The 25,191-nt window shown below is 70.4% G+C and carries 21 protein-coding genes and 4 pseudogenes; 13 read left to right on the forward strand and 12 right to left on the reverse strand.

Features of this window, described 5'->3' with window-relative positions; genetic code table 11:
- Positions 1–22: 22 nt before the first annotated feature.
- Positions 23–1,393, forward strand: coding sequence for an FtsW/RodA/SpoVE family cell cycle protein (locus tag FB563_RS00670; protein ID WP_055704673.1), 1,371 nt, complete (start codon positions 23–25; stop codon positions 1,391–1,393).
- Between the two features lie 37 nt (positions 1,394–1,430).
- The gene (locus FB563_RS00675; RefSeq protein WP_055704672.1) at positions 1,431–1,883 is read left to right on the forward strand and encodes a sec-independent translocase; all 453 of its coding nucleotides are present in this window, start codon (positions 1,431–1,433) and stop codon (positions 1,881–1,883) included.
- A 316-nt stretch (positions 1,884–2,199) separates the two neighbouring features.
- Here FB563_RS00675 and FB563_RS00680 read toward each other — a convergent pair whose 3' ends face one another.
- From FB563_RS00680 to FB563_RS00690, 3 genes are all read right to left on the reverse strand, one after another.
- Complete coding sequence (locus FB563_RS00680; protein ID WP_055704671.1) at positions 2,200–3,120, reverse strand: undecaprenyl-diphosphate phosphatase; 921 nt, start codon at positions 3,118–3,120, stop codon at positions 2,200–2,202.
- 174 nt (positions 3,121–3,294) lie between these two features.
- A complete protein-coding gene (gene mgtA / locus FB563_RS00685; protein WP_079048581.1) occupies positions 3,295–5,979 on the reverse strand; it encodes a magnesium-translocating P-type ATPase in 2,685 nt (894 codons plus the stop codon).
- Positions 5,972–6,334, reverse strand: a complete 363-nt coding sequence (locus FB563_RS00690) for an ArsR/SmtB family transcription factor (RefSeq protein WP_055704669.1) — start codon at positions 6,332–6,334, stop codon at positions 5,972–5,974. Before FB563_RS00690 ends, mgtA begins: the two co-directional genes overlap by 8 nt.
- Before the next feature lie 883 nt (positions 6,335–7,217).
- Between FB563_RS00690 and FB563_RS00700 the strand changes: the two genes are divergently transcribed.
- Both FB563_RS00700 and FB563_RS44855 read left to right on the forward strand, forming a co-directional pair.
- A complete protein-coding gene (locus FB563_RS00700; RefSeq protein ID WP_055704668.1) occupies positions 7,218–8,435 on the forward strand; it encodes a hypothetical protein in 1,218 nt (405 codons plus the stop codon).
- A gap of 170 nt (positions 8,436–8,605) precedes the next feature.
- A complete protein-coding gene (locus FB563_RS44855) occupies positions 8,606–8,728 on the forward strand; it encodes a hypothetical protein (RefSeq protein ID WP_280116547.1) in 123 nt (40 codons plus the stop codon).
- Between the two features lie 171 nt (positions 8,729–8,899).
- Here FB563_RS44855 and FB563_RS00705 read toward each other — a convergent pair whose 3' ends face one another.
- Complete coding sequence (locus FB563_RS00705) at positions 8,900–9,391, reverse strand: nucleotidyltransferase domain-containing protein (RefSeq protein ID WP_107100534.1); 492 nt, start codon at positions 9,389–9,391, stop codon at positions 8,900–8,902.
- Positions 9,392–9,508: 117 nt separating this feature from the next.
- On the opposite strand from FB563_RS00705, the pseudogene FB563_RS00710 reads away from it, so the two are divergent.
- A pseudogene (locus tag FB563_RS00710) lies at positions 9,509–10,259 on the forward strand (transposase).
- Positions 10,260–10,282: 23 nt separating this feature from the next.
- On the opposite strand, the gene FB563_RS00715 reads toward FB563_RS00710, so the two are convergent.
- The gene (locus FB563_RS00715) at positions 10,283–11,032 is read right to left on the reverse strand and encodes a transposase family protein (RefSeq protein ID WP_142218391.1); all 750 of its coding nucleotides are present in this window, start codon (positions 11,030–11,032) and stop codon (positions 10,283–10,285) included.
- Between the two features lie 920 nt (positions 11,033–11,952).
- Between FB563_RS00715 and FB563_RS00725 the strand changes: the two genes are divergently transcribed.
- The gene (locus FB563_RS00725) at positions 11,953–13,173 is read left to right on the forward strand and encodes a glycosyltransferase 87 family protein (RefSeq protein WP_055704392.1); all 1,221 of its coding nucleotides are present in this window, start codon (positions 11,953–11,955) and stop codon (positions 13,171–13,173) included.
- Between the two features lie 307 nt (positions 13,174–13,480).
- Here FB563_RS00725 and FB563_RS43735 read toward each other — a convergent pair.
- Positions 13,481–13,702 (reverse strand): annotated as a pseudogene (locus FB563_RS43735) (hypothetical protein); the annotation flags it as partial.
- A 255-nt stretch (positions 13,703–13,957) separates the two neighbouring features.
- Here FB563_RS43735 and FB563_RS45090 point away from each other — a divergent pair.
- The 3 genes from FB563_RS45090 to FB563_RS45380 all read left to right on the forward strand — a co-directional run bounded on the left by FB563_RS45090 (position 13,958) and on the right by FB563_RS45380 (position 16,424).
- Complete coding sequence (locus tag FB563_RS45090) at positions 13,958–14,440, forward strand: integrase core domain-containing protein (protein ID WP_063797019.1); 483 nt, start codon at positions 13,958–13,960, stop codon at positions 14,438–14,440.
- Positions 14,437–14,637 carry a hypothetical protein gene (locus FB563_RS00740; RefSeq protein ID WP_199832723.1) on the forward strand — a complete coding sequence of 67 codons (201 nt, stop codon included), beginning with the start codon at positions 14,437–14,439 and terminating at the stop codon, positions 14,635–14,637. The genes FB563_RS45090 and FB563_RS00740 overlap by 4 nt, the downstream gene beginning before the upstream one ends.
- A 161-nt stretch (positions 14,638–14,798) precedes the next feature.
- On the forward strand, positions 14,799–16,424 hold the full coding sequence (locus FB563_RS45380; protein ID WP_425281726.1) for a nitric oxide synthase oxygenase: 1,626 nt from the start codon (positions 14,799–14,801) through the stop codon (positions 16,422–16,424).
- Positions 16,425–16,447: 23 nt separating this feature from the next.
- Here the strand turns inward: FB563_RS45380 and FB563_RS00750 are convergent, their stop codons facing one another.
- Positions 16,448–17,824: a cryptochrome/photolyase family protein gene (locus FB563_RS00750; protein ID WP_142218392.1), complete on the reverse strand. Its 1,377-nt coding sequence runs from the start codon at positions 17,822–17,824 to the stop codon at positions 16,448–16,450.
- A 9-nt stretch (positions 17,825–17,833) separates the two neighbouring features.
- Positions 17,834–18,388: a hypothetical protein gene (locus FB563_RS42695; RefSeq protein ID WP_055703593.1), complete on the reverse strand. Its 555-nt coding sequence runs from the start codon at positions 18,386–18,388 to the stop codon at positions 17,834–17,836.
- 176 nt (positions 18,389–18,564) lie between these two features.
- On the opposite strand from FB563_RS42695, the pseudogene FB563_RS00760 reads away from it, so the two are divergent.
- A pseudogene (locus FB563_RS00760) lies at positions 18,565–19,760 on the forward strand (PP2C family protein-serine/threonine phosphatase).
- Positions 19,761–19,861: 101 nt separating this feature from the next.
- On the opposite strand, the gene FB563_RS00765 reads toward FB563_RS00760, so the two are convergent.
- On the reverse strand, positions 19,862–20,551 hold the full coding sequence (locus FB563_RS00765) for a GAF and ANTAR domain-containing protein (RefSeq protein ID WP_055703594.1): 690 nt from the start codon (positions 20,549–20,551) through the stop codon (positions 19,862–19,864).
- Between the two features lie 113 nt (positions 20,552–20,664).
- Here FB563_RS00765 and FB563_RS00770 point away from each other — a divergent pair, with 113 nt between their 5' ends.
- The 3 genes and pseudogenes from FB563_RS00770 (at position 20,665) to FB563_RS00780 (ending at position 23,216) form a co-directional block, all read left to right on the forward strand.
- Entirely contained in the window at positions 20,665–21,207 is a 543-nt protein-coding gene (locus tag FB563_RS00770) for a TetR/AcrR family transcriptional regulator (RefSeq protein WP_055703595.1), read from the forward strand.
- A 58-nt stretch (positions 21,208–21,265) separates the two neighbouring features.
- Positions 21,266–21,763, forward strand: a complete 498-nt coding sequence (locus FB563_RS00775) for a DUF6463 family protein (protein ID WP_142218394.1) — start codon at positions 21,266–21,268, stop codon at positions 21,761–21,763.
- Positions 21,764–21,887: 124 nt separating this feature from the next.
- Positions 21,888–23,216, forward strand: a pseudogene (locus FB563_RS00780) (transposase).
- Between the two features lie 150 nt (positions 23,217–23,366).
- Here FB563_RS00780 and FB563_RS00785 read toward each other — a convergent pair.
- The 3 genes from FB563_RS00785 to FB563_RS00795 are packed head-to-tail and all read right to left on the reverse strand — an operon-like array spanning position 23,367 to position 25,179.
- Positions 23,367–23,798: an HIT family protein gene (locus tag FB563_RS00785; RefSeq protein WP_055703600.1), complete on the reverse strand. Its 432-nt coding sequence runs from the start codon at positions 23,796–23,798 to the stop codon at positions 23,367–23,369.
- Position 23,799: 1 nt separating this feature from the next.
- Positions 23,800–24,507, reverse strand: coding sequence for a copper homeostasis protein CutC (locus tag FB563_RS00790; RefSeq protein ID WP_055703601.1), 708 nt, complete (start codon positions 24,505–24,507; stop codon positions 23,800–23,802).
- Positions 24,508–24,510: 3 nt separating this feature from the next.
- Complete coding sequence (locus FB563_RS00795; protein WP_055703602.1) at positions 24,511–25,179, reverse strand: HAD family hydrolase; 669 nt, start codon at positions 25,177–25,179, stop codon at positions 24,511–24,513.
- Positions 25,180–25,191 lie beyond the last annotated feature (12 nt).

Here is a 25,191-nt window from a genome sequence, read left to right on the forward strand (position 1 = left end):
GCGGCCGGGCCGGTCAGGACGCATGAGTGACCGGAACCTGGAGCTTCTCCTGCTCCTCGGCGCCATCCTCATCTGCTGCTACGGCTATGCGGAGACGGCCCTCGTCGTCAGCGGGAAGCTGCCGCCGAGTATGGCACTGACATGCCTGACGGCGGCCGTGATGCCCGTGGTGTGCCATGTCACCGTACGCCGGTTCGCGCCGCACGCCGATCCGCTGATCCTGCCCCTGGCCACCCTGCTCAGCGGTCTGGGTCTCGTCCTGATCCACCGCCTCGACCTCGCCTACGCGTCGCACTACCACCACTCGACGGCCGCGGCATCGGGTCAGCTGATGTGGTGCGGCATCGCGGTGGCGGTGTTCGCCGCGGCGGTCGCGCTGCTGATGGACCACCGCAGGCTTCAGCGCTACCCGTACGTCACCATCGCCATGGGGCTGGTCCTGCTGATGGCACCGGCGTTCTATCCCGGCGACGTCTACGGCGCCAAGCGGTGGATCTTCATCGGCCCGCTGTCCTTCCAGCCCGGAGAGTTCGTGAAGATCGTCATCGTGGTCTTCTTCGCGGGATACCTGACGCTGCGCAGGGACGCCCTCGCGCTCGCCGGACGGCGGCTCATGGGCATGTATCTCCCGCGCGGGCGGCAGTTCGGCCCCGTCGCGGCCGTGTGGATCCTCAGCCTGCTCGTCCTGGTCTTCGAACGGGACCTCGGCACCTCGCTGATCTTCTTCGGCATCTTCGTGATCATGCTGTACGTCGCCACCGAGCGCACCAGCTGGGTCGTGTTCGGCGTCGCCATGTTCGCCGTCGGCGCCTTCGTCGTCGGTTCCTTCGAACCGCACGTCCACGGCCGCGTCGTGGCCTGGCTGCACCCGATGGACATCTTCCTCCCGCCCGACAAGCGCCCGCCGGGGCTCATCTCGGACCAGGCCGCCCAGGCCCTGTTCAGCTTCGGCTCCGGCGGCATCCTCGGCTCCGGCCTCGGCGAGGGCCATCCCGAGCTCATCGGCTTCGCCGGACGCAGCGACTTCATCCTGACCACGGTCGGCGAGGAACTCGGCCTGACCGGCGTCACGATCGTCATCCTGCTCTACGCCCTGCTCGCCGAACGGGGCCTGCGTACGGCCCTCACCGTCACCGACCCGTTCGGCAAACTGCTCGCCGGCGGCCTGGCCTCGGCGCTCGTCCTCCAGGTCTTCGTCGTCGTGGGTGGCGTCACCGGACTCATCCCACTCACCGGCAAGGCATTGCCCTTCCTCGCCCAGGGCGGCTCGTCCATGGTGGCCAACTGGCTGCTGGTCGCCGTCCTGATCAAGATCAGCGACACCGCCCGCCGCCCACCACCAATACCGGCAGCGGACGTCAGCGCCGCCGAGACCCAGTTCGTACGGCCGTGAGCCCGGCGTCCCCTTCGGCGACAGAGCGGAGGCACCGATGTTGTTCGACCTGAGCCCCCTGGACCTGCTCGTCCTGGCAATCATGATCATCCTGCTCTTCGGCCCCGACAAGCTGCCCGAGGTCGTCCAGAAGGTGACCGGGTTCCTGCGAAAGGTCCGCGAGTTCTCCGAGGCCGCCAAGGAAGACGTCCGCTCGGAACTGGGTCCGCAGTTCAAGGACCTCGAGCTGGAGGACCTGCATCCGAAGACGTTCGTGCGCAAACACCTCCTCGGCGGCGAGGGCGACGGCCTCGGGATCGAGGAGATCCGCTCCGCCCTGGATCCGAGGGCGGAGCTGGCGGAACTGACCGACGCGGTGAACGGCGAGCCGGGCGAATCGACCGAGCGGGCCGCGCGAACCGACCCGACCGGGCGGGCCGGGGGTGCGGCGAGAGGAGCGGCGTCGCCGGAGCCGCCCACCGTGCATGCCTACGATCCCGACGCCACCTGAGCCACGACGAGTGGTCAGGTGGACGGGGCTGAACCGAGCGATCAGGGACACCGCGGAGGCCCGGCCCGTCACCTGCGGGATACGGCGGACGACCGGCCCGTCACCCGAGGGACACGGCTGTGGGCCGCCCCCATGACCCGAAGGCGAACGGGCCGCCCCTCGACGGTGGACGGAGGCGCACCGGCCCCTTAGGCCCGAGGAGGAAAGCGTGCCCCCTCACCCCGCGTGGCAGCCGCTGCCACACCGGCTGGGGTGGACGCCCCTCACCCTGGCGTGAACCAGCCGGTCCCCGGCTCAGCCTGAGCGGACAACACCTTTACGCCAACGTGAAGTACGCGAGGCTGCCCAGGCCCGCCACCGAGCAGTAGATGGCGAACGGGATGAGAGTGCGGTTCTCGAAGTAGCGGACGAGGTAGCGGGTGGCGAGGTAGGCCGCCACGAAGGCGGCGACGCTGCCCGCCAGCAACGGACCGCGCAGGCCGTCGCCCTGGGCGCCGAGCAGCGGGGGCAGCTTGAGCAGTGCGGCTCCGCCGATCACCGGCGTGGCGAGCAGGAAGGCGAAGCGGGCGGAGTCCTCGTGGCCCAGGCCCTTGAAGATCCCCGCGCTGATCGTGGATCCGGATCGGCTGATGCCAGGCAAGAGGGCGAGGATCTGGGCCGCACCGATCGTCACGGCCTGCCGGATCGTCATCCGGGTTATCCGCAGGTCCGACTGCTCCTCCGCCGACAGATGCTCCTCCCCGGGGGCGGTCACGGCCCCGGCCCGCCTGCGGCCGCTGCCGCCGCGCCGCAGCTGCTCGGTGACGAAGAGCACGATGCCGTTGAGCGCCAGGAAGATCGCGGTCGGGACGGGCTTCCCGAGCGTCGTGCGGAACACCTTGTCGAGCGCGACGCCGGCGACCGCGACCGGAATGCACGCGCTGACGATCAGCCAGGCGAGCCGCTGGTCCACGGTCTCGATCCGGCGCTGGGTGACCGACGTCGCAAGGCCCCGGATCACCCGGACCCAGTCCCGCCAGAAGTAGACGACGAGCGCGAGCGCGGTGGCCAGGTGGAGGCCGACCAGCTCGTTGAGATAGAGGGAGCCGTCGGCGGAGACGTCCAGGTCGTGTTTCCAGTGCCCGCCCAGCAGCGCCGGGATCAGGATGCTGTGCCCCAGGCTGGAGACGGGGAACAGCTCGGTGACGCCTTGCAGCAGGCCGACGCCCACGGCTTCGGGGTAGGTCAGAACGGACATGGGCCGGCCTTCGTCTCCAGGTGCGCGAGAGAACGGAACCGCGGACCCCGCGCGCGGCGGACGGCTCCGGTCGCGCAAGGTACTGCAGGCGGGCAAGAAACCGACAGGCCATCCGAAGTGTCCGGCAACCATTGCTCCCTCTTTGGACGCCGACACCCGGACCGGCGCCAGGAATTACCCGCCATCGCCCGAATTGCCCCCGCCGAGCAGGTTGCGTTCGTGGTGCTTGCGGGCCAGGACGAGTCCGGCGGCGTAGAGGGCGAGGACGATGGTGAGAAGCAGGTAATACTCAAGCGGGAGCGTGGGGAGGCCGAGCGGCGGGCCGAGAGGGGAGGGCGGCAGCACCAGGCCGATGACCGCGAGAGCGGCAGCGGCCCAGCCGACCGGGCCGGGCGGTCGGTCCTCGAAGAAGCGGCGGCCGGTGCGCAGCAGCAGCATCACCAGGCTCTGGGTGATCAGGTTCTCGGTGAACCAGCCGGAGTGGAAGACCGCCTCGTCCCCGGCTGGGCCCGCGCCGTGCAGGGAGAGGGCCAGGGCGGCGAAGGTGGCGAGGTCGGCCGCCGCGTTGAGGATGCCGAACCCGGTGATGAAGCGCAGCAGGGCGCTCGGATCCAGTGCGGCCGGGCGGCGCAGCAGGGCCGGGTGGGGGCGGTCGTAGGCGAAGGCGAGTTGCACGGTGTCGAAGCACAGGTTCTGCACCAGCACCTGCGCCGGGAGCATCGGCAGGAAGGGCAGCAGCAGGCCGGCTGCGAGCATCGCGATGACGTTGCCGACGTTGGAGGACAGGGTGACGCGCAGATACGTGGCGATGTTGCCGCTGCTGTGCCGGCCCGCGGAGATGGCGTGGCCGATGGCGGTGAGGTTCTTCTCGGCGAGCACCACGTCGGCGCTCTCGCGGGCCACGTCGGTGGCGTCGCGCGGGGCGATGCCGACGTCGGCCGCCCACAGCGCGGGCACGTCGTTGACCCCGTCCCCGAGGAAGCCGACCGTGTGCCCGCCGGTGCGCAGCGCGGCGCTGATCCGTGCCTTGTGCTCGGGGGTGCAGCGGGCGAAGAGCGTCGTACGGCGGGTCAGCTCGGCCAGTTCGGTGTCGGTCAGGCCGTTGGTGTGCTCGGCGGTGACGACGGCGTCCGTACCGAGCGGGACGCCCAGGTCGCGGCAGGCACGGGCCGCGGTGCCGGGGTGGTCGCCGGTAAGGATCTTGACGGTGACGCCGTGAGCGGCGAGCGCGGCGAGGGCGGCCGCCGCCGTGGGCGCGAGGGCGTCGCGCAGGGTGACGAAGCCGCGGAAATCCAGGCCGCGTTCGTCTGCCGGGGTGTAGTCGCGCAGCCGGGCCGGGCGTTCGGCGGTGGCGACCGCCAGCACCCGTAGACCGTCACGCGCGGCTCGGTCCGCCAGCTCCGCCAGGCTTTGCGCCTCCTCCGGCTCCAGGGCGCAACGCTCAAGGACGGTCTCCACGGCGCCCTTGACGACGAGCGTGTGCGAGCCCAGCCGGCCGGGGGTGCGCACCACGGCCGTGGCCAGCCGGCGCACGGGATCGAAAGGGAGCGCCGCGACCCCGTCGTACGCCATGAGGTCGTCCTCGTCCGCCGCGTCCAGGACCGCCTCGTCCAGGGCGTCGGGCTCGGGCAGCTCGGCGAGCTGGAGGGTCCACCAGGCGTTGACGGCGGCCCAGCGCACCACCTCGGGATCGTCGGCACCGGCCGCGTCCAGGCCCCGCTCGACCACCGGCCGGTCCTGAGTGAGGGTGCCCGTCTTGTCCAGGCACAGCACGTCGACCGCGCCCAGGTCGTGCAGGGACGGGAGCCGTTTGACGATCACCCCGTGCGCGCGGGCCAGCAGCGATGCGCCGCGCGCCAGACAGGTGGTGACGACGACCGGCAGCATCTCCGGCGTCAGCCCCACCGCCACCGCCACGGCGAACGGCAGGGTCTCCAGCCCCCGGTCGCGCAGCGCGGCGTTGGTCATCAGCACCAGCGGCGGGGTGAGCAGCATGAACCGGATCAGGATCCACGAGATGCCGTGCACGGACCGGTCGAAGGCGCTCGGCTCGCGTCCGCCGGCCGCGCGGTCATGGGCGGCCGCGAACCCGGTGCGCTCGCCCGTCTCCAGCACGACCGCGGTGCCGCTGCCGGTGGCGACGCTGCTGCCCTGGAAGCACAGCTGCGGCTGCTCGAACACCGCGGCCGGGGCGGGCCCGGCGAAGTCCGCCGCGTGTTTCGCGACCGGGGCCGACTCCCCGGTCAGCGCCGACTGGTGGACGGTCAGGCCCCTCGCGCGCAGCAGCCGTACATCCGCCGGGACCAGGTCGCCCGGGCCGAGCTGGACGATGTCGCCGGGGACCAGGTCCTCCACCGGGATCTCCCGGGCGACGGGTGCCGCGTCCTCGTCGGCCCGGCGCAGTACGGTGGAAGTGGTGGCGACCAGCTCGCGCAGGTGGGCCACGGACCGATCGGCCCGGCGCTCGCCCGAGGCCCGCAGTACCGTGCTGATCACGACCAGCACGAGAATCACACAGGCAGTGGCCCAGGCGAACACCACCGCGGAGACCACGGCGAGGCACAGCAGTACCGCGGTGAAGGGGTCGCGCAGGCTGCGCAGCAGCAGGAGCGGCCAGGAGGCGTCCTTGCGGGCGGGCAGCGTGTTGACCCCGAAGCGAGCCAGGCGCACCGCGGCCTCGTCCTCGGTCAGCCCGCGCGGCCCGGTGTCCAGCCGCCGCAGCACCTGCAGTGCCGTGCCCGCGTCGGGCGTTCCGGCGGCCGTCCGCGCAGCGGTGCTGCCCGGCGCGCGCGTGCCCGGTACGACCCCGGACACTGGCCCCGCGGCGTCCTCTCCCCAGGCTGGGGCACTCCTAGGCATCGGTCCTCTGCAATCCGCCCGCGAGGGCGGCCGGTTCCGCGGCGCGCCGGGACAACTGGCCGACCAGCACGCGGACGACCGTGACGACATCGGGGTCGTCGACGTAGTAGATCTGCCGCCGGCCCTCCCGGCGGGAGCGGACGAGACCCGCGAGTCTGAGCTTGGACAGGTGCTGGCTGACGGCGGGCAGCGCCCCGCCGATCCGGTCCGCGAGCGCGCTCACGTCGCTCTCGCCCTGGGCCAGCGCCCACATGATGTGCAGCCTCGGCGCCGCGGCCAGCAGCCCGAAAGTGGCGGCCGCCTCCGCGAGCACTTCGGCGGACGGATCCTCGAAGCCGCCGGCGATCTGCGCCACAGTTCCCTCCCCTTTTCGCCACCGGTCCACCAGGGTCGTCCGCATGCGCGCGGCCACCAGTCTAGGCGTCACCTGCCGGACCTCTCGGGCGTCACCTGCACATCGAGGCTGCGCTCGACGAAAGCGCCGGGCCGGCCGTGGTCTGTGCCCGCAGGTGGGTGACGGAGACTGGGCAACGAGGCGGGCCGCCTACACCAGCCGCGTGCAGGCGTCGGTCGTCACTCGGTGCGGCCGGCACCGATCCGCACTGCAACCACGCGACGAGCTTTCCCCGCTCACGAAGCGGCGTCCGTCCCACCGCCATCGGCCGACGTCGCCGGGACAGCCTCTCAGCGTGCGCCCTCCAGGCTGCAGGAATGCCGGGAGATGTGCGCCCCCGGGCTCCCCACCGCATCACTGCCGGACCGCGATCCAGGACAGACGCCATGACTTCCGACACCTCCGCTCCGCCGGTCGCCCCGGCCCCGCCCCTGGGCCGCGCGGGATCGGCCGGTGAGCGGCGCCCGGCGTCCGACCTGTGCCGGACTGGACGGCCCGGCCGCCCTGGTCGCCCTGGTCGCCCTGGTCGCCCACCGGTTGCACCGTCTCGGCATCGGACGGACAGCCGCGCGGCGCTGCTCCTGCCGAGGTCCAGAGACCAGCCGGGCCGGTCGCAGAGGTGCTCGGCCGGCTGTCCCCAAGGACATCGGCGGCCGACCTCGGACCGCCGCCGGCTTCTCATGGTGGTTTTGACGGCTTGATGAGCCGACGCTGACGCACAGCCCCGCCGCCCCAGGCCGGGTTTCAGACACTCCATACCCAAATCTCATACTTGTGCTGGAACCCGGGAGCGGTCAGGGGGAGTCATTCCAGGCAGGGGGTCGACCACCAGAGAGGCATGAGGATGGCTGATCAGAGCAGCTACCCCGCGCGGGGCGGGGCCGCCTGGCACTGGTGGTTCCTCGGCCCCTGGGCGGCGATCTGGTTCCTGGCGGACCTGCACGGCGGCGGCTACTCGTGGCACTATTTCGCGAACGGCAGCACCTTGCTGTTCTCCGGCTCCGGAGCCTCGCCGGCAGGGGGCCTGCACCTCTATGCGAACTACCCGAACCTACAGATAGGACCACTGGCCTTCCTCTGCGCCTGGGTTCTGGGGAACCTCGGCGGGGTCGTCGTCGCCCAGCTGACGATGATGAGCGTCGGCGTTCTGGTGCTGCGGCTGATCGAGCAGACGGCACTGGCCCGGCAGCCGGATCTGCGGTCGCGCCCGCAGGCCCTGCGGACGACCGTCGCGGCAGCCGGCGCGGTGTTCCTGATCGTCTGGGCATCGCTCGCGGTGCACTACAGCCACCTCGACGACGTGCTGGCGCTGCTCCTCGCGGCACTGGCGATCCGGGCGGTCCTCGCTGACGTCCCGGCACTGGCGGGACTGAGCCTGGGCCTGGCCGTGGACGCCAAGCCCTGGGCACTGGTCTTCCTGCCGCTGGCTCTCGCCGTGGCCCGCACCCGACGACGGCATGTCGCGTTCTACGCCGTCGCCGCCGTGCTGTTGGCCTGGCTGCCCTTCGTCGTCGCCGACCCCGCGACGCTGGGTGCGACCCAGTACCACATCGTCAACGAACCGTCCTCGGCGCTCCGCGCGCTCGGGGTGTCGGCGGCGGGGACGCCGTCCTGGGACCGGCCTGCGCAACTCGTACTCGGCTGCGTGCTCGGGGCGGCCGCGGTCCTCCGAGGGCGCTGGGTGGCGGTGCCGCTGCTCGGCATCGGCGCGCGACTCCTGCTGGATCCCGGCGTCTACGACTACTACTCGGCGGGACTCCTGCTCGGCACCTTGGTCTGGGAGGCCCTGGGGCTGCGTCGGCCCGTGCCCGTCTGGTCGCTGGTCTCCTTCAGCGCGCTCTACCTCGCCCCGAGGCTGACCAACGACGCGCACGTCCTGGGCGACCTACGGCTCTGGCTGATTCTGGCGGTGACCATCAGCGTCCTGCTGGCTCCACGGGACTGGTGCGCCGCGCCGAAACCGAGCAAGGTCGCCGTCGGCGCCCTCCGGCTTCCTCACCAAGGCCCGTGGGTCGCCCACTCGGTCGGCGCGGAAGCGAGCAGGCCGTCCGTGCATCACTGAGCATGACTGACATGAGCCAGGGCACAGGCTCTGTGACTACCGCGTCGACAGGCGGCCGTGAACCTGCTGACCGAAGGGGCTCGATTCCCCGCCCCGCCGACCTGGTCCCGGACGCTACCGGTCTGGACGCCCTCACCAGCGTGTGCAGGGCAGCCGAGAAGCAGCGAGCCATGTTCATCGCCGTCGGACGCCCAGCCCCGCGGTGGACGGTCGAAGCCGACGTGCTCGGTGCCCCACAGCACGCCATCGACGCCCGGCGTACCACGCCGTACGAGAGGCCGTCCTCCGCCTGATCCGCTCCCGGCGGAACCGCCCCGGCTCCTCCGCCGGCCCCGTCCACCTCGAGCTGCACGACGTGGACAGCGATGCCCGGGCCCGCGAACCGGCCGCCGAACTGCACGCCGCCCTCAATGGCCACCTCGAACGCCTGTCCGGCGGACCTGTCCCGTACGTGCGTGTTCGCGTCACATTTGCTCCAGCAGAAAGACGGCGACACATGAAGCATGCTGCGCGGCCCAGATGGCTGGCATTCGCCCTGCCAGCCGCAACTCTGGCCGCCGCGGTACCGTGCGTGATCCCGCCTCTCGCGGGCGCCTCTTCTGCGCCGGCCACGCAGCCGGCCTCACCCAGGCCGGGGAGCCGATGCCCAGCTCGACTTCCAGGCCGGAGGCCGTGGAACAGCGTCGTTCTGTGATCGGTCCCCACGACTGGGTGCGGATCACTTCGCCCAGCCCCGGTTCCACGGTCCAGGCATCCTCAAGCAGATATCGGGACCCGTCCGTGGTGAGCAGGACGATGTCGATGTCGGAGTCCGGTCGCGCGGCATTGCGGGCGCAAGATCCCGCCAAGAGCAGACCGACGATGTCATCACGACCTCTCGCCCAGCGTGTGATCCGGTCGATGACCTCGTTGATCTCAGCGACCCGTTCCGGCGACGGCGCGGTCGCACGATTCACTGAGCCTTTTCAGCGTGGCCACCGATCGGGTGATGACCTTGGTGCCCGCAACGGACAGGGCTCCCGTGCCGTTGGGTGAGGTGTTCGAAGTCTCAACCTGCCGGTCCAGGAGCCCTGTTGGTTCCCTATCCTGCCGCACTCGACCTGCCTCATGCGCTGGTCGAGTGGGTCACGATGCTTATCGTCACCCGCGAGGGTGACCGCCGCTGCAAGCTCCCGCCGCACCAGCGCGCCCTCGTCGCTCTCGCCTACCTGCGCAAGCACGAGACTCTCGCGCAGATCGCCGCCGGGTTCGGCATATCCGTCGGCACCGCCCACGCCTACACCACCGCCGTCGTGCGGCTCCTCGCCGACCGGGCGCCGGGCCTGCTCAAGACCCTGCGCGAGCACGACCCGGACTACGTACTCCTGGACGGCACCCTCAGCGAGTGCGACCGCCTGGGCGACGGACGCGCCGATTACTCCCACAAGCACCGGCGCCACGGCGTGAACGTGCAGGTCGTCACCGATCCCGTAGGCCAGCTTCTGTGGATCTCGCCGGCCTTGCCGGGCCGTGCTCACGATCTGACCGCCGCACGCACCCACCGCATCATCCGAATCTGCGAACGCCAGGGCGTCCCGATCGTCGCCGACCGCGCCTACATCGGCGCCGGCTCCTGGGCCACCACCGCCATCCGCCGCCCGCCCAACGGCGGAACTGTCACCGACCGAGCGGACGCTGAACCGGGCACTCGCCCAGGCCCGCGCTCCCGTCGAACGAGGTGTCGCCCGCCTGAAGTCCTGGCGGATCTTCCGCCGCAGCCGCTGCAGCCCGAACCGCATGACGGACATCGCCGCCGCAGTCCTCACCCTGGAGAGGCAACGTTGAAAAGGCTCACTGACTGAGGTCTTTCAGCGTTGCCGCTCCAGGGTGAGGACGGCTGCTGCGATTGACGTCATTCGATTCGGGCTGCACCGTGCTCGTCGGAAGATCCGCCAGGACTTCAGACGGGCAACTCCACCCTCGACTGGGGGCCGTGCCCTGGACAGCGCCCGGTTGACGGTCTGTTGGGTGAGCGACAGCTCGCCTCCGGCAGGCCGTCTGGCCGGTGTGGTCACCCACGCGCCGGCACCGATGTAAGGGCGATCGGCCAGGATCGGCACTCCCTGGCGCTCACAGATCCTGATGATCCGATGGGTACGGGCCGCGGTCAGGTCATGGCAGCGCCCCGGCAGGGCCGGCGACAGCCACAGCACCTCGCCGTGAGGGTCCGTGACCACCTGCACGTTCACCCCATGTCGACGATGCTTGGCCGAGTAGTCGGCGCGGCCGTCGCCGAGGCGGTCGCACTCAGCCAGGGTGCCGTCGAGCAGGACGAACTCGGGGTCTGCCTCGCGCAGAGCGCGCAACAGACCGGGCGCGCGGGCTGCCAGGAGGTCGATGACCGCGGTGACATAGGCGTGCGCGGTGCCGACCGAGATCCCAAACCCGGCGGCGATCTGTGCGAGGGACTCATGCTTGCGCAGGTACACCAGAGCGACCAGGGCACGCTGGTGCGGCGGGAGCTTGCAGCGGCGGTCACCCTCGCGGGTGACGATGAGCATCGTGACCCACTCGATGAGCGCATGGGGAAGGTCGAGTGCGGCAGGATGAGGGACCAACAAGGCTCCAGCGCCGATGGGTTGAGACTTCGAACACCTCCCTCAACGGCACGGGAGCCTTGTGCGTTCTGGCCACGGTGCCTGTCACTCGATCGGTGGCCCCCCTGAAAGACCTCACTGATCGTCGCGATGCACCTCTAATGTCCCGTCCCTCGCCGAAGAGCCGTTCGAAGGAACGAGCACCGGCCAGCGTCCTGAGGTTCGCCTCTGTGAGCCCGCATGACTCTTTTCCGCCCTGCTGCTGGTGTGCAGTTTATGCCCCGCCAGCAGGCGGGGTGAGAGCCGACAACTTATGTGGATTGACGTCCAACTCGACCAGCGCCAGGGTGCTCACCCGGTCACGGCCCTTCTCCCGGCGCGGGAGTTCACGGTCTCGGTTGCCGCCGCGAGGACGGTGACTCACTCAAGGCTCTGGCCCTCACAGCCCACCAGCTCCGCCAGCACCCGGCCTGCCGGATGCGCTGAGACGTCGCTGCCGCTGCACAACACGCTGCTTGGCACCGACTGAGACGTCGATATCCTTTGGCGTGATCCTTCATTGAGCCGCGCATGACGGATGTGTTGAGCGGTTGCTGCCGGACGAGTTGTGGACGCTGTTCCAGCGGGTGGTCCCGCTGACGCAGGTCGTAGGCCCGCAGGGCGGCGGCCGACGGCGCGCCGGACACCGTATGGGCCGCATCCGCCACGGTTCCAGTCGACACCGGTAATGGGGCCGCGCCGTGACGGGTGGCAGCATGGTCAGTCGCTTGCAGCCGTTCACAGGGTGCTGTGCCAAGGTGACGCACTATGTTCATCGTGTTTTCACCTTCATGCGAACCGACGCCGGAAGTGTGACCCATGTAGAGCGGTTGACGGAGAGGCCCTGAAACGTGACGGTGTGCTGGCGTGGAACGGTGACCGCGGGTCGCTCAAGGACATGGATGCCGGTGCTGGCCTGGGCGGTGACGCGAACCGCACTGCTGCTGACGCTGTTCGGCGCCCTGCACTTCCCCGGTGACGACGTCCGCCCCGACGTGGTCGTCATCTACCACGGCTGGTACGAACGGCTGCTGACCGGCAGCTTTCCGGCCGGCGACGTCACCTGGCAGTATCCGCCCGCCGCCGCGGCGGCCTTCCTCGCTCCGGCACTGCTGCCGTTCCTGACCTACTCGCACGCCTTCTACCTGCTCGCCTGCGCCGCCGACGCGACGGTCCTGGCGATGCTGCTGCGGGCCGGGCGGGCCGACAGCCGGGACCTGGCCGGCGCCTGGCTGTGGGTCGCCGGGGTCGCCGTGCTCGGCCCGCTGGCCCTGGCCCGCTATGACGTGATGGTCACCGCCCTCGCCGTCGCCGCCCTGCTGGCCGCCGCACGGCACCCCCGCGTGGCGGGCGCGCTGGCCGGGATCGGCGCGCTGGTCAAGGTCTGGCCCGTACTCGTGCTCGCCGGTGCGCGGCCGGGCCGCACGACCCGACGCTCCTGGGGGGCGGCGCTGGTCACTGCCGTCGGTGTCAGCGCCGCCTTCCTGGCTTTCACCCGGGGACCGTTCGCGTTCCTCACCGAGCAGCGTCAGCGCGGCGTCGAGATCGAGTCGCTGGGCGCTCTGCCGTTTCATGTCCTGCGCTGGCTCGGTCTGTGGCACGGCACCTCCCGGCTGCACTACGGATCGTTCGAGTTCCTGGGCCCGTATGTGCCCACCGCGGCCCGGATCGCACTGGTCGGCGCGGTGCTGGCCTTCTGCTGGCTGGTCTGGTGGCGGGTACGCGCCCGCACGTTCAGCGACGTCGTGCTCTACGACGCTGCGTTCGCCGCGGTGCTGGTCTTCGTCACCACCAGCCGGGTGATCAGTCCGCAGTACCTGATCTGGCTGCTCGGCCTCGGCGCGCTCTGCCTGACCAGCCGCTCCACAGTCCAGCGCCGACCCGTGCTGCTCATCCTGGTCGCGTGCTTCTTCACGGTGCTCGAATTCCCCATCGGCTTCGGTCCGGTCGTGCGGAGCAACCTGCCCGGCATAGTCGTACTGCTGATCCGCGACGGGCTGCTTCTGGTGGCAACGGTCTCCTCCTGCCGCCGACTCTGGCGCAGTACGGCCTCCCGGCCGGACGCGACGCCTGACGACGCGGCGTCCTCAGGCGCGGACTACGCGGTGGCGCACATGGGTTGACCCACCCGAGGACCAAGGGCGTCAGCCGCCCCCGCCCCGGTGATTGTCGGCGTCGATTCCGGCACGCACCTGGCCAAGTCGCCTTCGTCACCGGCGCCGGCTCCGGCATGGGCCTTGGCCACCGCCCGCGCCTTCGCCGCCTCCGGCGCCGCCGTCGCCCTCGCCGACATCGACGAGTCGGCCGTGAACGCGGCGGCGAAGGACCTCACCGACGACGACCACCAGGCCCTCGCCCTGTGTGCGACGTCGCCGACGAGGACCAAGCGCCGACCTCGGCTCGTCATCGATCGTGGAACGGTTCATGGCCTCACTTCGGCACGTGTGGCTGGACCGGTCCGGTGGTCTTGTCGGTCACCACGCCGGCGCATGCCTGCGCTTCCGCCAGGTACCGCGCCACCGGCCCCATCGTCAGCATCCCGCTCGCCCCGCCCGCGTGTTCGGTGCGGGCGGGGCGCAGGGCCGTTGCCGCGCGGGCGGCGAGCGGGCGCTCGTCGAGGCGGGCGGCGGCGTGGGCGGTCAGGCACCACAGCCACCGTCTCGGAGATCCTCAAGAACGAGGGCATCGAACCCGCGCCCGACCGAGCCGCCACAACCTGGTCCGACTTCCTGCACTCCCAGGCCGACACCCTCCTGGCATGCGACTTCATCGAGACCGTCACCCTGACCGGCCGAAGCCAGTACGTCCTCGCCGTCATCGAGCACACCACCCGCCGCATCCGGATCCTCGGCACCACGGCGCACCCCCGCCGCGCACTGGGTGAGCCAGGCCGCACGAAACCTCGTCATGGACCTCGAAGACGCCTCAGCCACCGTCTCTTACCTCATCCGGGACCGGGACTCGAACTTCCCTGCGCTCTTCGACCAGATCCTGGCAGCCGCCGGCGTCGAGACCGTGTTCACCGGCGTCCGGATGCCGCGCATGAACTCAATCATGGAGCGCTGGGGCCAGACCTGCCGCCACGAACTCCTGGACCGCACCCTCATCTGGAACGAGCGCCACCTGCGCCACGCCCTCCGCCAGTTCGAGCAGCACCACAACACCCACCAGTCCCATCAAGCGATGAACCAGGCAGCACCAGTGCGCGCGGTCCCTGAACCAATCACCGATCCGGGGCGCATCTCCTGTCTGGACATACGCCGCCGAGACCGGCTCGCCGGAGTGATCCACGAGTACCGACACGCCGCCTGCCCTGGTCGGACGAAATATTCGACAGCCGCAGGGTCGGCACCGTCCGCCGCGAGTGCACCGACCGCCTACTCATCATGAACGAACGGCACCTGCGCACCGACCCGAACACCTACACCGACCACTACAACCGGCACCGCCCCCACCGATCCCCACACCAACGATCTCCCCATGCCTCGGAGACCAGCCAGACGGCACCTGTCATCCCCTTCGGTGGCCGCGTCCGCCGCACTCAACTACTCGGCGGCCCCATCAACGAGCACCAGCAAGCAGCCTGACGGCAGCAACACAAACGGCCTGATCATCAGCCCGAACCAGGGTTTTCACGCGGGTCACCCATACCGCTGCCCGGGAACCCGAGTGCCCCGGTTATCCGGATTTACCGACAGAGATCATGTTCATCTCGGTGAATTCACTCGGTATTACGCTGTCGTGAGCCATGACTTCTGAATCCACCGCAGCTCCCGACACCGACTGGTTTCGGGTGGCAATTCGAGCGGGGTTCGCCGCCCTCGGTCTGCGCTGGTACGCGGTGCCGGCCGTCAGCGACATGTCGCTGGAGATCGGCGGGGTCACGTACCCGGCCGCGCCCTTCAACGGCTGGTACATGGGCACCGAGATCGGCTCCCGCAACCTCGCCGACACCGACCGCTACAACCTGCTGCCCGCCGTCGCCGAGCTGTTCGGCCTCGACACCCGCAACGAGCGCACTCTGTGGCGCGACCGCGCCCTGGTCGAGCTCAACCTGGCGGTCCTGCACCCCAGCCGCTACCGGCCGGCGACACAGGGCGCCGGTGTCGGTGGTGACTGGTTCGACCTGATCCCGCTGGGCGCCGGCCGGGTCGGCGTGCTGATCGGCGATGTGATGGGCCGGGGACTGGAGGCCGCAGCCGTCACGGGCCAACTCCGGTCCGCCGCACACGCATTGGCAAAGACCGGATTGCAGCCCCGACAGCTGATGCAGGCCATGGAAGCCGTGGTCGCCGACCTCGACGTCCCCGACCAACTGGTCACCTGCTGCTATCTGACCCTCGCCGCCGACGCGGGCGACGTGACCATATGCTCGGCCGGGCACTTGCCGGTTCTCGTCACCGTTCCCGGTCAAAGCACCCAGACGCTTCCCGCGACGGTGAACGCACCCCTCGGCGTCGGCGGCGTGATCTACGAACAGTGCTGCACGACGATTGCCCGCGGCGCCACCCTCGTGCTCTACACGGACGGCCTGATCGAGACCCCCGGCACCGACATCGAGGACCAGCTCATCCAGCTGGTGGCCACCCTGGACAAGCTCACGACCACAGCTCCCGACCTGGAAACCACCGCCGACCACGTCCCGTCGACCATGCTCCCGGACGCCGACGGCCACGACGACGTCACGCTCCTGCTGACCCGGTTGCCCGAGGCTCCGCTGGCCACGGCCGCGATGGACCTGCCCTCGGTGCCGGAGTCCGTTCCGACGGGCCGCGACCTCCTCGACAAGACGCTCAGTGCCTGGGGCTGCAACGAACCGCACGGACAACGCACGCCTCCTGCTCTCCGAGATCCTCACCAACTCCGTCCAGCACGCGGAAGGCCCGATCACCCTGCACCTGTGCCACACGGACACCGACCTCACCGTGGAGATCAGCGACCGCAGCCCCCACCTGCCCCAGCCACGTGTCACGGCCGAGGACGACGAATGCGGCCGCGGCCTGCTCCTCGTCCCCGCCCTAGCCAACGCCTGGGGCGTCCGGCCCACGGACGAGGGCAAGACAACCTGGTTCGGCCTCAAGCTCTGAGCTCGTCCCACCTTCCAAGCGTGGGTCTGCTCGCCTGGCGGCTGCGGTGCCTTCGGTCGCCTTCTTGGCTGCGCCGACCTCGGCGGCGAGTTCGTCGGCGTACTCCTCCGCTTCCCGGCCCGCTACTACGACACAACATCGGCCGCTTCACCCAACCCGCCCCCTCCGGCCGGGAAAACGCAATGCGGCACCGGCGGAGCACTCAGCGGACCTCGATCATCATCTCCATGGCGTCGCGAGCGGGGTGTGTCCTCGCCGGGGCGAAGGAGGCCGGGCCGGGCGCCTGACCGCCAGTGCCGGTCGGCCATGGTCACTCTTGCCGGTCGCGGGCCCGACGGAACCTGTCCAGGCCCTCGCGCAGGTCCACGATCGGGTCGGGGTAGTCGAGCGCGGCGCGGTCCGCTCCGGGCAGCTTCCACGGCTCGTGCACTGCAGGCGCGTCGATGTTCCTCAGTTCGGGCACCCAGCGGTGGACGTAGGTGCCGTCGGGGTCGTACCGCTTGGCCTGGGTGACGGGGTTGAGGACCCGGCCCGGCCGGGTGTCGGTCCCGGTACCGGCCACCCACTGCCAGTTGAGCTGGTTGCTGGCGATGTCACCGTCGACCAGCCAGTGCAGGAAGTGGGCGGCGCCGATGCGCCAGTCGACGTAGAGCGTCTTGGTCAGGAAGCTCGCGGTCAACAGGCGGGCCCGGTTGTGCATCCAGCCCTCGTGGCGCAGTTGCCGCATCGCGGCGTCGATCACCGGGTAGCCGGTACGGCCTTCCCGCCACGCCTCGATGTCGGCCTTCGCCGTGCGCTCGGTGCGCCAACGGTCGCCCTTTGTCCGGTAGTCGGCGCGGGCGGCGTCCGGGCGGGCTGCGAGCACCTGACGGTGGAAGTCGCGCCAGGCGAGCTGCCGTACCAGCGCCTCGGCGCCCGGTCCGCCGCGGCGGCGGGCGCGGTGCACCAGTTCTGCCGGGGAAAGGGTACCGAAATGCAGGTGCGCGGAGAGCCGGGAGGTGGCGTCGGCGGCCAGGTTGTCCCGGGTGTCGTCGTAGGCGTCCAGGCCGTGCCGCCAGTAGGCGGTCACCCGCTTGCGGCCCTCGGTCTCTCCGCCGGGCGGCAGGGCGGGCGAGACCCCGGTGACCTCGCTCCGGGCGGGCACCGGCTCGCCGTGCACCCGGTCGGGCACACGCACGCGACGCGGAGCGGCCACAGCCGGGCGCAGACGGGCCTGGGCCCACTGTCGGTAGTACGGCGTGAAGACGGCGAAGTGGTCCGACGAGGAGGGGCTCACCTCGCCGGGCGGCACGGCCACGGTGACCGCGTCGTGGACGAACAGGCGGCGGCCGCCGGACTCCAGGGCCCGCCGGAGCCGGTCCTCCCGGCGGGTGGCGAAGGCGCTGTGCGCCGCCGCCATGTACACCTCGTCGGCGTCGGCCTCCCGCACCGTACGGCACACCTCCTCCACCAGGTCGCCGGAGCGCACCACGAGGCGTCCGCCGCGCTCGCGCAGGGAGGCGTCCAGGTCGGCCAGGCAGTCGGCGAGGAAGGCGCTGCGGTTCGGCGTGGCGAACCCGGCGGCTTCGACGGCCAGGTCGCGCACGAAGAGCGGGACGACCGCGTCGGCGGACTTCAGCGCCGCGCGCAGCGGCGGGTGGTCGTGCAGGCGCAGGTCGGAGGTGAACAGGACGACCGAGACGCGCATGGGCTTCAACTACCCGCTGGACGAGTCCGGTTCCCGGCGGTGTGCCGAGGCTTCCGCGACCTGCTTCAGCGCCGATGCCGTGGCAGGGTCACCAACCTTGGCGGGTTGCTCGTGCGGGTGGCTCTCGTGGTGAAAATGGGAGGGCGCGAGCCTGTCGCCCGGGCCGTAGAGCTGCGACAAGGTGTCGGCGGAGTCCGTGAGGGCAAGGTCGGCGTCGGCCGCAGCGGGCCAGCTACCGCCCTGCGTGTCGTTCTCGGCGTTTCCGGCCCTGGTGGCCTGGGCCGCCTCCCCCGGCGCGCCTCGTCGGGGGCCCGGCTGGGTCAGCCACGCCACGGCCGCGCCGGTGAGAGCCACGGGCCATTCCACCACCCCGGCGACGCCGAGCACCCCGGCTCCGGTGTAGACCGCCATCCGCCGACCACGTGGAGAGATCGCTCCGATCCACTCCAGCGCGCTGTCGCCGACCTTGCTCACCCGCCCGGCTCCGGGCAGGCGGCGCAGCCCGGAGCCGACCGCCCGGAACGGCTGCGGAAGATCCGACAAACCTGTCCTGACCTGGCTCATGTCCCGCTCCTTCCGCACGTCCTCAAGGGGTCCGAGCCCCGAGTTTCCCGATGTCACACCGCATATGCCCCCGTGCAGGCGTTATCAGGTTCCGGGGCTCTGGTGCGTCCCCTCTCTGATGACGCGTTCCCAGGCAGGCTGGGGGAACTCGGAGCGGACGGACCGGAGGTGGTTCGGTGGCTGGTGAGGGTCTGGGCCTGGACGAGGTGCTGCGGGCGGCGGAGGATGCCGCGCCGGTGGAGTCAGTGGATGTGGTCGCCCGGAACCCGGAGAAACGGTTCTCGGCGACAGGGGTGTCGTTCCTGTTCGTCGACCTGATCGGGCAGGAAGCCGTACGCCTGCCCAGAGCCGGTAAGGCGGGGCGGGCGCGCGGCGAAACGGAGAGAGTCGAGCCGGCGGGCAGCGTCTATGACCGGGTCCTGCGCAGCCAGCTCCTGCACCAGGAGGACGACGGGGAGGGCGGGTGCCGGGCGGTGGTGCCGGTGACGAACCGCGGCGACCGCATCGGCGTACTGGACCTGGTCGTGCCGCACGCGAACGAAAGGGTCCGCGACGCGGTCGCCCACGCAGCGCACGCGCTCGCATACATCGTGGTCACCGACCGCCGCTTCACCGATCTCTACCACTGGGGCCGGCGCACCACTGCTGTGAGTCTTGCCGCGGAGATCCAGCACCAGCTACTTCCCTCGGTCTCCTGCTGCGAGGCGGCCCAGTTCACCCTGGCCTGCGGTCTGGTCCCGGCCGACGACATCGGCGGTGACACCTACGACTACGCCCTCAACCAGGACAGGCTGTATCTGTCGATCACTGACGCGATGGGGCATGACACCGCTTCCGCCATGCTGGCCACGCTCACGGTCAATGCCCTGCGCCGAGCCCGCCGCGCCGCTGAAGGTGTCCTCGGCCAGGCGCATGCCGCCCACGAGGCGATCACCGAGCACGCCCGCGGCACGGCCACCGGCCAGCTACTCTGCGTCACTCTGGGGACGGGCGAATGTCAGCTGGTCAATGCCGGCCACCCCTGGCCGCTGCGGCGGCGCGGGGCACGGCTGGAGGAGCTCGCCGTCAAGATCAACCTGCCCTTCGGGGTTCCCGTTCCGGTCACCTACGAGGCGCAGCGGTTCGACCTCCAGCCGGGCGACCGCCTGGTGCTGCTCACCGACGGCATGACCGAGCGCTGCTCGGCCGCTGTCGACCTGCCCGCCCTCATCCATGACACCCGCGACGAACGCCCCGCGAAGCGGTCCGCGCTCTGACTGGCGCTGTCCACGACGCGTGCGGCGGCTCTCTGCCGGACGATGCCACCACCATGGTCCTGGACTGGCACGGCGGCTCCGGCCGACGCCACAGCGGCGCCGGCGCCGACAGTTGACACACCTGGGCCCGCACGGATCTGCCGACGCTCCCAGGGGGGCGGGTGGGCTCAGGCTCCCCCGGTCCAGCGGCCGCGCCGGGAGAGCCGCCCCACCGTGGTCAGGACAGACTGCCCTTTTCGCACACCTGGCGGGCGACCTCGCGGAGCTTGACGTTGTTCTCCTGGGAGTAGCGGCGCAGGACGTCGAACGCCTGGTCCTGGGTGAGACGGTGGCTGCCCATGAGGATGCCCATGGCCTCCCCGATGACATGTCGGGTAGCGACGGCCTGTTCCATCTGGGCATGGGTACGAGCGCTGGAGAAGGCAACCGCGGCATGGGAGGCCAGCAGCCAGCCAGCCGTCTCACTGACCTCGGTGAACGCCCCGGGCCGACGGGAGTAAAGGTTCAGTGCACCGAGATCCTCGTCCTCGGTGAACAGCAGGAAGCCCATCATGCTGCCGAGTCCCAGCTCCCGGGCAGGGGGCGCGTAGGAGGGCCAGCGCTGATGCTCGGCGGCGAAGTCGGCGATGCGGAACACCCGCTCTCTGAAGTGTGTGCGGGCCGCGTCGAAACACGGGCCTTCCTGCAGGCGCCCTTGCAGCTGGTCGCTGTCGACGACCAGCCGGTCCGTCGGGGCGAGAGACTCCACGCGCTCGCCACGCAGAATCAGAACACCGGCGGCGTCGCAGCCCTCGACCAGCTCAGTGGCGGACCCGGTGATCCGCTCCAGTGTGGCATCCACCGAGTCCTGGGCCAGCAGATCACGTGCCATGGTCGCCATCTGCTGTGCGAACACACGCCAGTCCATGTCATCTCCTGTCGCCACCCTTGGCAGAGCAGATGCCTACTCGCTTGCCACTTCCTCGGACACGCCTGTTAGCTTATCCATACCAAACATTTTGGTATGGAGGAGAGGTCAAGGTGGGTGCGGAGAGGTCGGCGTGGCTGGACCAGGGCTTGACGTTGCTGGCGGAGCAGGGTGCGCCCGCGGTGACGCTGGATCGGCTGTGTGAGCGCATGGGCATGTCGAAGGGCGCCTTCTATCACCACTTCGGATCGATGCCGAAGTATCGGATCCGATTGCTCGACCACTTCGAGGCCAAGTGCACCACGGCGATCATCAATGGAGTTGAAGCGTCCGACACGCTTCCGGCCCGGGAGCGGCTGGCCAGGCTCCTGGCTGAAGTGACGAAGGACGCCGGCCCGCCGCTGGAGATCGCGATGCGGGCCTGGGCGAAACAGGATCCCGAGGCGGCGCGGGTGCAGGAGCGTGTCGACGCAACCCGCATTGGATATCTGCGGGATCTGTGCGAACAGGCCGGCCATGGCAGACCGGATCAAGTGGCCAAGATGCTCTATCTGATGTTGGTCGGGGCGGAGCACCTCACGCCCCCGCTCCCGAAGCCAGAGCTGCGCGGCATGTACGAGCTGCTGATGCCACTCCTGGACCGGTCGGCCTCCTGACTTCGTCGGCGATCGAGATGGATCCCTCACCCGACGTTCCCGGAAGGAACACTGCGTCATGAATGCCTCCGCCCGCCCCGAATCGCGCACATCCAACGCCAGAGGTCTCCGTCTGTGGGTTCCCCGCCTGATGCTCACTGCCGCAGCGGTGCACATGATGGTCGGCGTCATCGCCTCGTACTCGTACTGGAGCGGCATCGTCTCCGACGGACTGTGGAACACCGTCCGCAACGACAACTACACCCGCATGATGGCCCTTTGGTTCATGATCAGCGGAGTTGCCTTCTTCGGCCTTGGGCTCCTTTCTAGAAGAGTCGTGATCGCCGTAGGCGCGATGCCCGTGGAGACCGGATGGATCCTGCTGGCACTCGGAATCCCGGTGGCCGTACTGGAACCGGTCTCAGGTGGCTGGTCACTGATTGCCATCGGCGTGCTGGCGGTGGTGGCGTCGCGGCGCGACAGTGGCATGACGGACTACGACCGACCGGGCGGTCGACGAGCGGGAGGAACGCTCGCTCCAGGCGCGGCCCCACTCAATACCGCGCCCTCTGAATAGGTGCTCTGCACCAGTGTGCGGTTCGTGATCATTCATGCGGGATGATCTCGGCATGAGTGGTGGCGATGGGCTGTTCGAGGTCGAACCGGTCGAGAAGAAGCAGCCGCAGGGTTGTCCGGCATCCGTGGACAAGACGTTCCGGGACTTCGACCCGCACCAGGTCCTGCTGCTGCCCCCGTCGCTGGACGACTGGCCGCCTGAGGATCATCTCGCCCGGTTCGTTGCCGACCTGGTCGACGAGGTGCTTGACCTTTCCCCGATCCTGGCGGACTACGCCGACAAGCGCGGCTACCGGCCCTACGATCCGCGGTTGATGGTGCGGCTGCTGATCTACGGATACAGCACCGGTATTCGTTCTTCGCGGGCGATCGAGCGTCGTTGCGTCGATGATGTCGCGCTCCGGTTCCTGGCTGCCGATCAGGCCCCGAACTTCCGCTCGATCGCCCGGTTCCGCCGGCCGCCACTTGGATGCGCTGGCCGACCTGTTCGCCCAGTCGCTGCACCTCGCAGAAGCTGGGCATGGTCAAGATGGGCCGCGTCGCGCTGGACGGCACGAAACTGGAAGCGAACGCCTCCAAACACAAGGCGATGAGCTACGGCCGCCTGGTCGACAAAGAAGAGCAGATCGAGGCTGAGATCGCCGAGTTGGAGGCGAAGGCTCGAGGTTTGCCGGCCGACGCCGAGGCCACCGACGACGCCGAGGGCCAGGTCTTCGGCGTCGACGGCAACGAGGCGGACCTGCCAGCCGAGCTGGACCGGCGGGAGAAGCGCTCGCGAAGCTGCAGGCCGCCCGCGCGCAGATCGAGGCCGAGGCCGCCGACAAGGCCCATCGCCACGCAGAAGACAAAGAACGCCGCCGCCAGCAGCGCGCCGGTACCGGCGATGAGCAGGCTGTCGCTGACGCCGGCGAGAAGGCAGCCGCGAAGGCACGGCCGAAGCCCAAGGCCCAGGCGAACTTCACCGACCCTGACTCGCGGATCATGAAGAACAGCGACGGCGCCTACATCCAGGCATACAACGCCCAGGCCGTCGTCGACGAGCAGCCCCAAGCAAGTCTTGGTCGACGCCGGATACTGCTCCCAGACCAACCTCGAAGCCGCACGGGACCGCCAACTCGACTGCGACACCAGCACGTTCATGGCCATTGGCCGTTCTCGGCCACGACGAGCAGATCCTGCGCGCACCCCTCGGACGCATCCCCAAGAACGCCACGCTGAAAGAGCGCATGGCTCGCAAGCTGCGGACGAAACCCGGCAAGGCTGCCTACAGCCGCCGCAAGGCCATCGTCGAACCCGTATTCGGCCACATCATGACCTGCCGCAGCGGCCGCCAACTCCTCCTCCGAGGCGAGGACGGAGCCCGCGGCGAGTGGCGACTGCTGGCCGCCTGCCACAACCTTCGCAAGGTCTTCCGGCACGCCGGAACCACCGGCCTCGCCGCCCTGGCCGGCTGACCGACCGAGCCTCGCAGCTCGTCACCGGCCCCCACCCGGTCGCCCCCCACGACCCGCACCCCGACCGCCCTCACGGCTGTCCGCGGGGCGGCCGCGACCGACCCAATCAATCACGGCCGCCAGCCGCTCACCTGTTACCGAGACACGCTCCTAGCAGACGGCATGCGCGCTCCCGTCCCCCAGGATGCGGCGGCGGGTCCTCGCCAGGGCGTCCGGGTCGGCGCGGTCCACGTACCAGGGGCGGTTGAGCCGGTCGGAGTTCTCCCGCGGCACCAAGTGGACGTGGAGGTGGAAGACGTCCTGCCAGCCCGCGGGGCGATTCGCCTGGAACAGCGTCAGGCCGTCGGGCTTCAGTACCCCGTCGAGGACCTCGGCCATGCGGTGGACGGTACGCATCACCGCTGCCGCGTCGTCCTCGGAGATCTCCCAGATGTCCGCCGCGTGCGCGCGGGGGATGACGAGGGTGTGGCCCTCCATCACGGCGGTGTTGTCGAGGAAGGCCACGGTCCGCTCGTCCTGGAAGAGGATCTCCGCGTGCAGCCGGCCCGCCACGATGTCACAGAACACGCACTCGGACGCCATGTCAGCCCCCGTCCTTGCGGGCGGCGGCGTCGATCAGCTCACGCCAGCGGCGGACGGCGGCCGGGTCTACCGGGCTGTCCCAGCCCCGGTGACGCACCGAGGTGCCGACGTGGAAGGCGTCGACGCCCCGGGCGCGCAGCGCGGGGACGTGCTCGGCGCCGAGTCCCCCGCCCGCCATGACGGCCAGGGTGTGGCCGGGCTCGCCCTGGCGGTCCGCCTCGGCCAGCAGGGTGGGCAGTCCGTCCGCGACACCGGCGGCGCTGCCCGCGGACAGCAGGGTGTCCAGGCCGGGCAGCCCCTCGATGGCGAGCCGTACCGCCGTCCGGTCGGCCGCGTGGTCCACGGCCCGGTGGAACGTCCAGCGGCAGCCCGGCACCGCGTCGAGCAGGGCGCGGACCGCGGGCAGGTCCGGCGCGCCGTCCGCGGTGAGGAAGCCGAGGACGAACTCCTCGGCGCCCGCCGCCCCCAGCGCCCCGGCGGCGGCACGCAGGGCGTCGAGGTCGGCGGCCTGGAAGCCGCCCGTGTCGCGCAGCATGACCCGCACGGGCACGGTGACGGCGTCCCGGGTGCGCACGAACTCCGCGAGCGCGGGGGTCATTCCGTCGGCTTCCATGTCGGCCGCCAGCTCCAGCCGATGGGCGCCGCCCGCGACAGCGGCGCGCGCCTCCTCGGCGGAGGTGACGACGACCTCCAGAATCCCCTCGCCCATGGCTCAGACCTCCGTCCGGGTCGCGGCGGTCATGGCGGCCGTCGGCGGTGGCCAGGTCATCCCGGTGAGATCGGGGACGATCAGATCGGCCGCGGCCAGCGCCTCGGCGGACTGGGTGGAGGTGATCGCCACGCAGTCGGCTCCGGCGCTCTTCGCCGCCGCGACCCCGGCCGGGGCGTCCTCGAAGACCACGACGTCGGCGGGCGAGACACCCAGCGCCGCACAGCACTTGAGGCAGCCCTCCGGATCGGGCTTGCCGCGGCTCACGTCGTCGGAGGTGACTAGCACGTCGAACAGGTCCAGCGCCCCGACCGCGCCGAGTTCGTGCCGGGCGTAGTCCCGGGTGCCCGAGGTCACCAGGCCGAGCGGGACCCCCGACTTCCTCAGCCGGGCGAGGAGTTCGAGGGCGCCGGGGATCGCGCCGACCGGGGGCATGTCGGGGAGGGTCGTGTAGGCGAGGGCCTCGGCGAAGAGTTCGTCCACGGTGTGTCCGGGGAAGCGGGGCAGGTGGTCGAGCAGCGCCTCGCGAGGGGGCCGCCCGGCGAAGCCCCGGATGGTGGCTTCGTCGTGGGGGACGCCGTGGTTGCGGAAGAGCCGCGACCACGCCTCATAGCTGCGGGGCTCGGTGTCGATCAGGGTGCCGTCGAGATCGAACAGCGCGGCGGTGTACATGTCGGCTCCTTC

It is taken from the genome of Streptomyces puniciscabiei, from assembly GCF_006715785.1.
In the GTDB taxonomy this organism is placed as follows: domain Bacteria; phylum Actinomycetota; class Actinomycetes; order Streptomycetales; family Streptomycetaceae; genus Streptomyces; species Streptomyces puniciscabiei.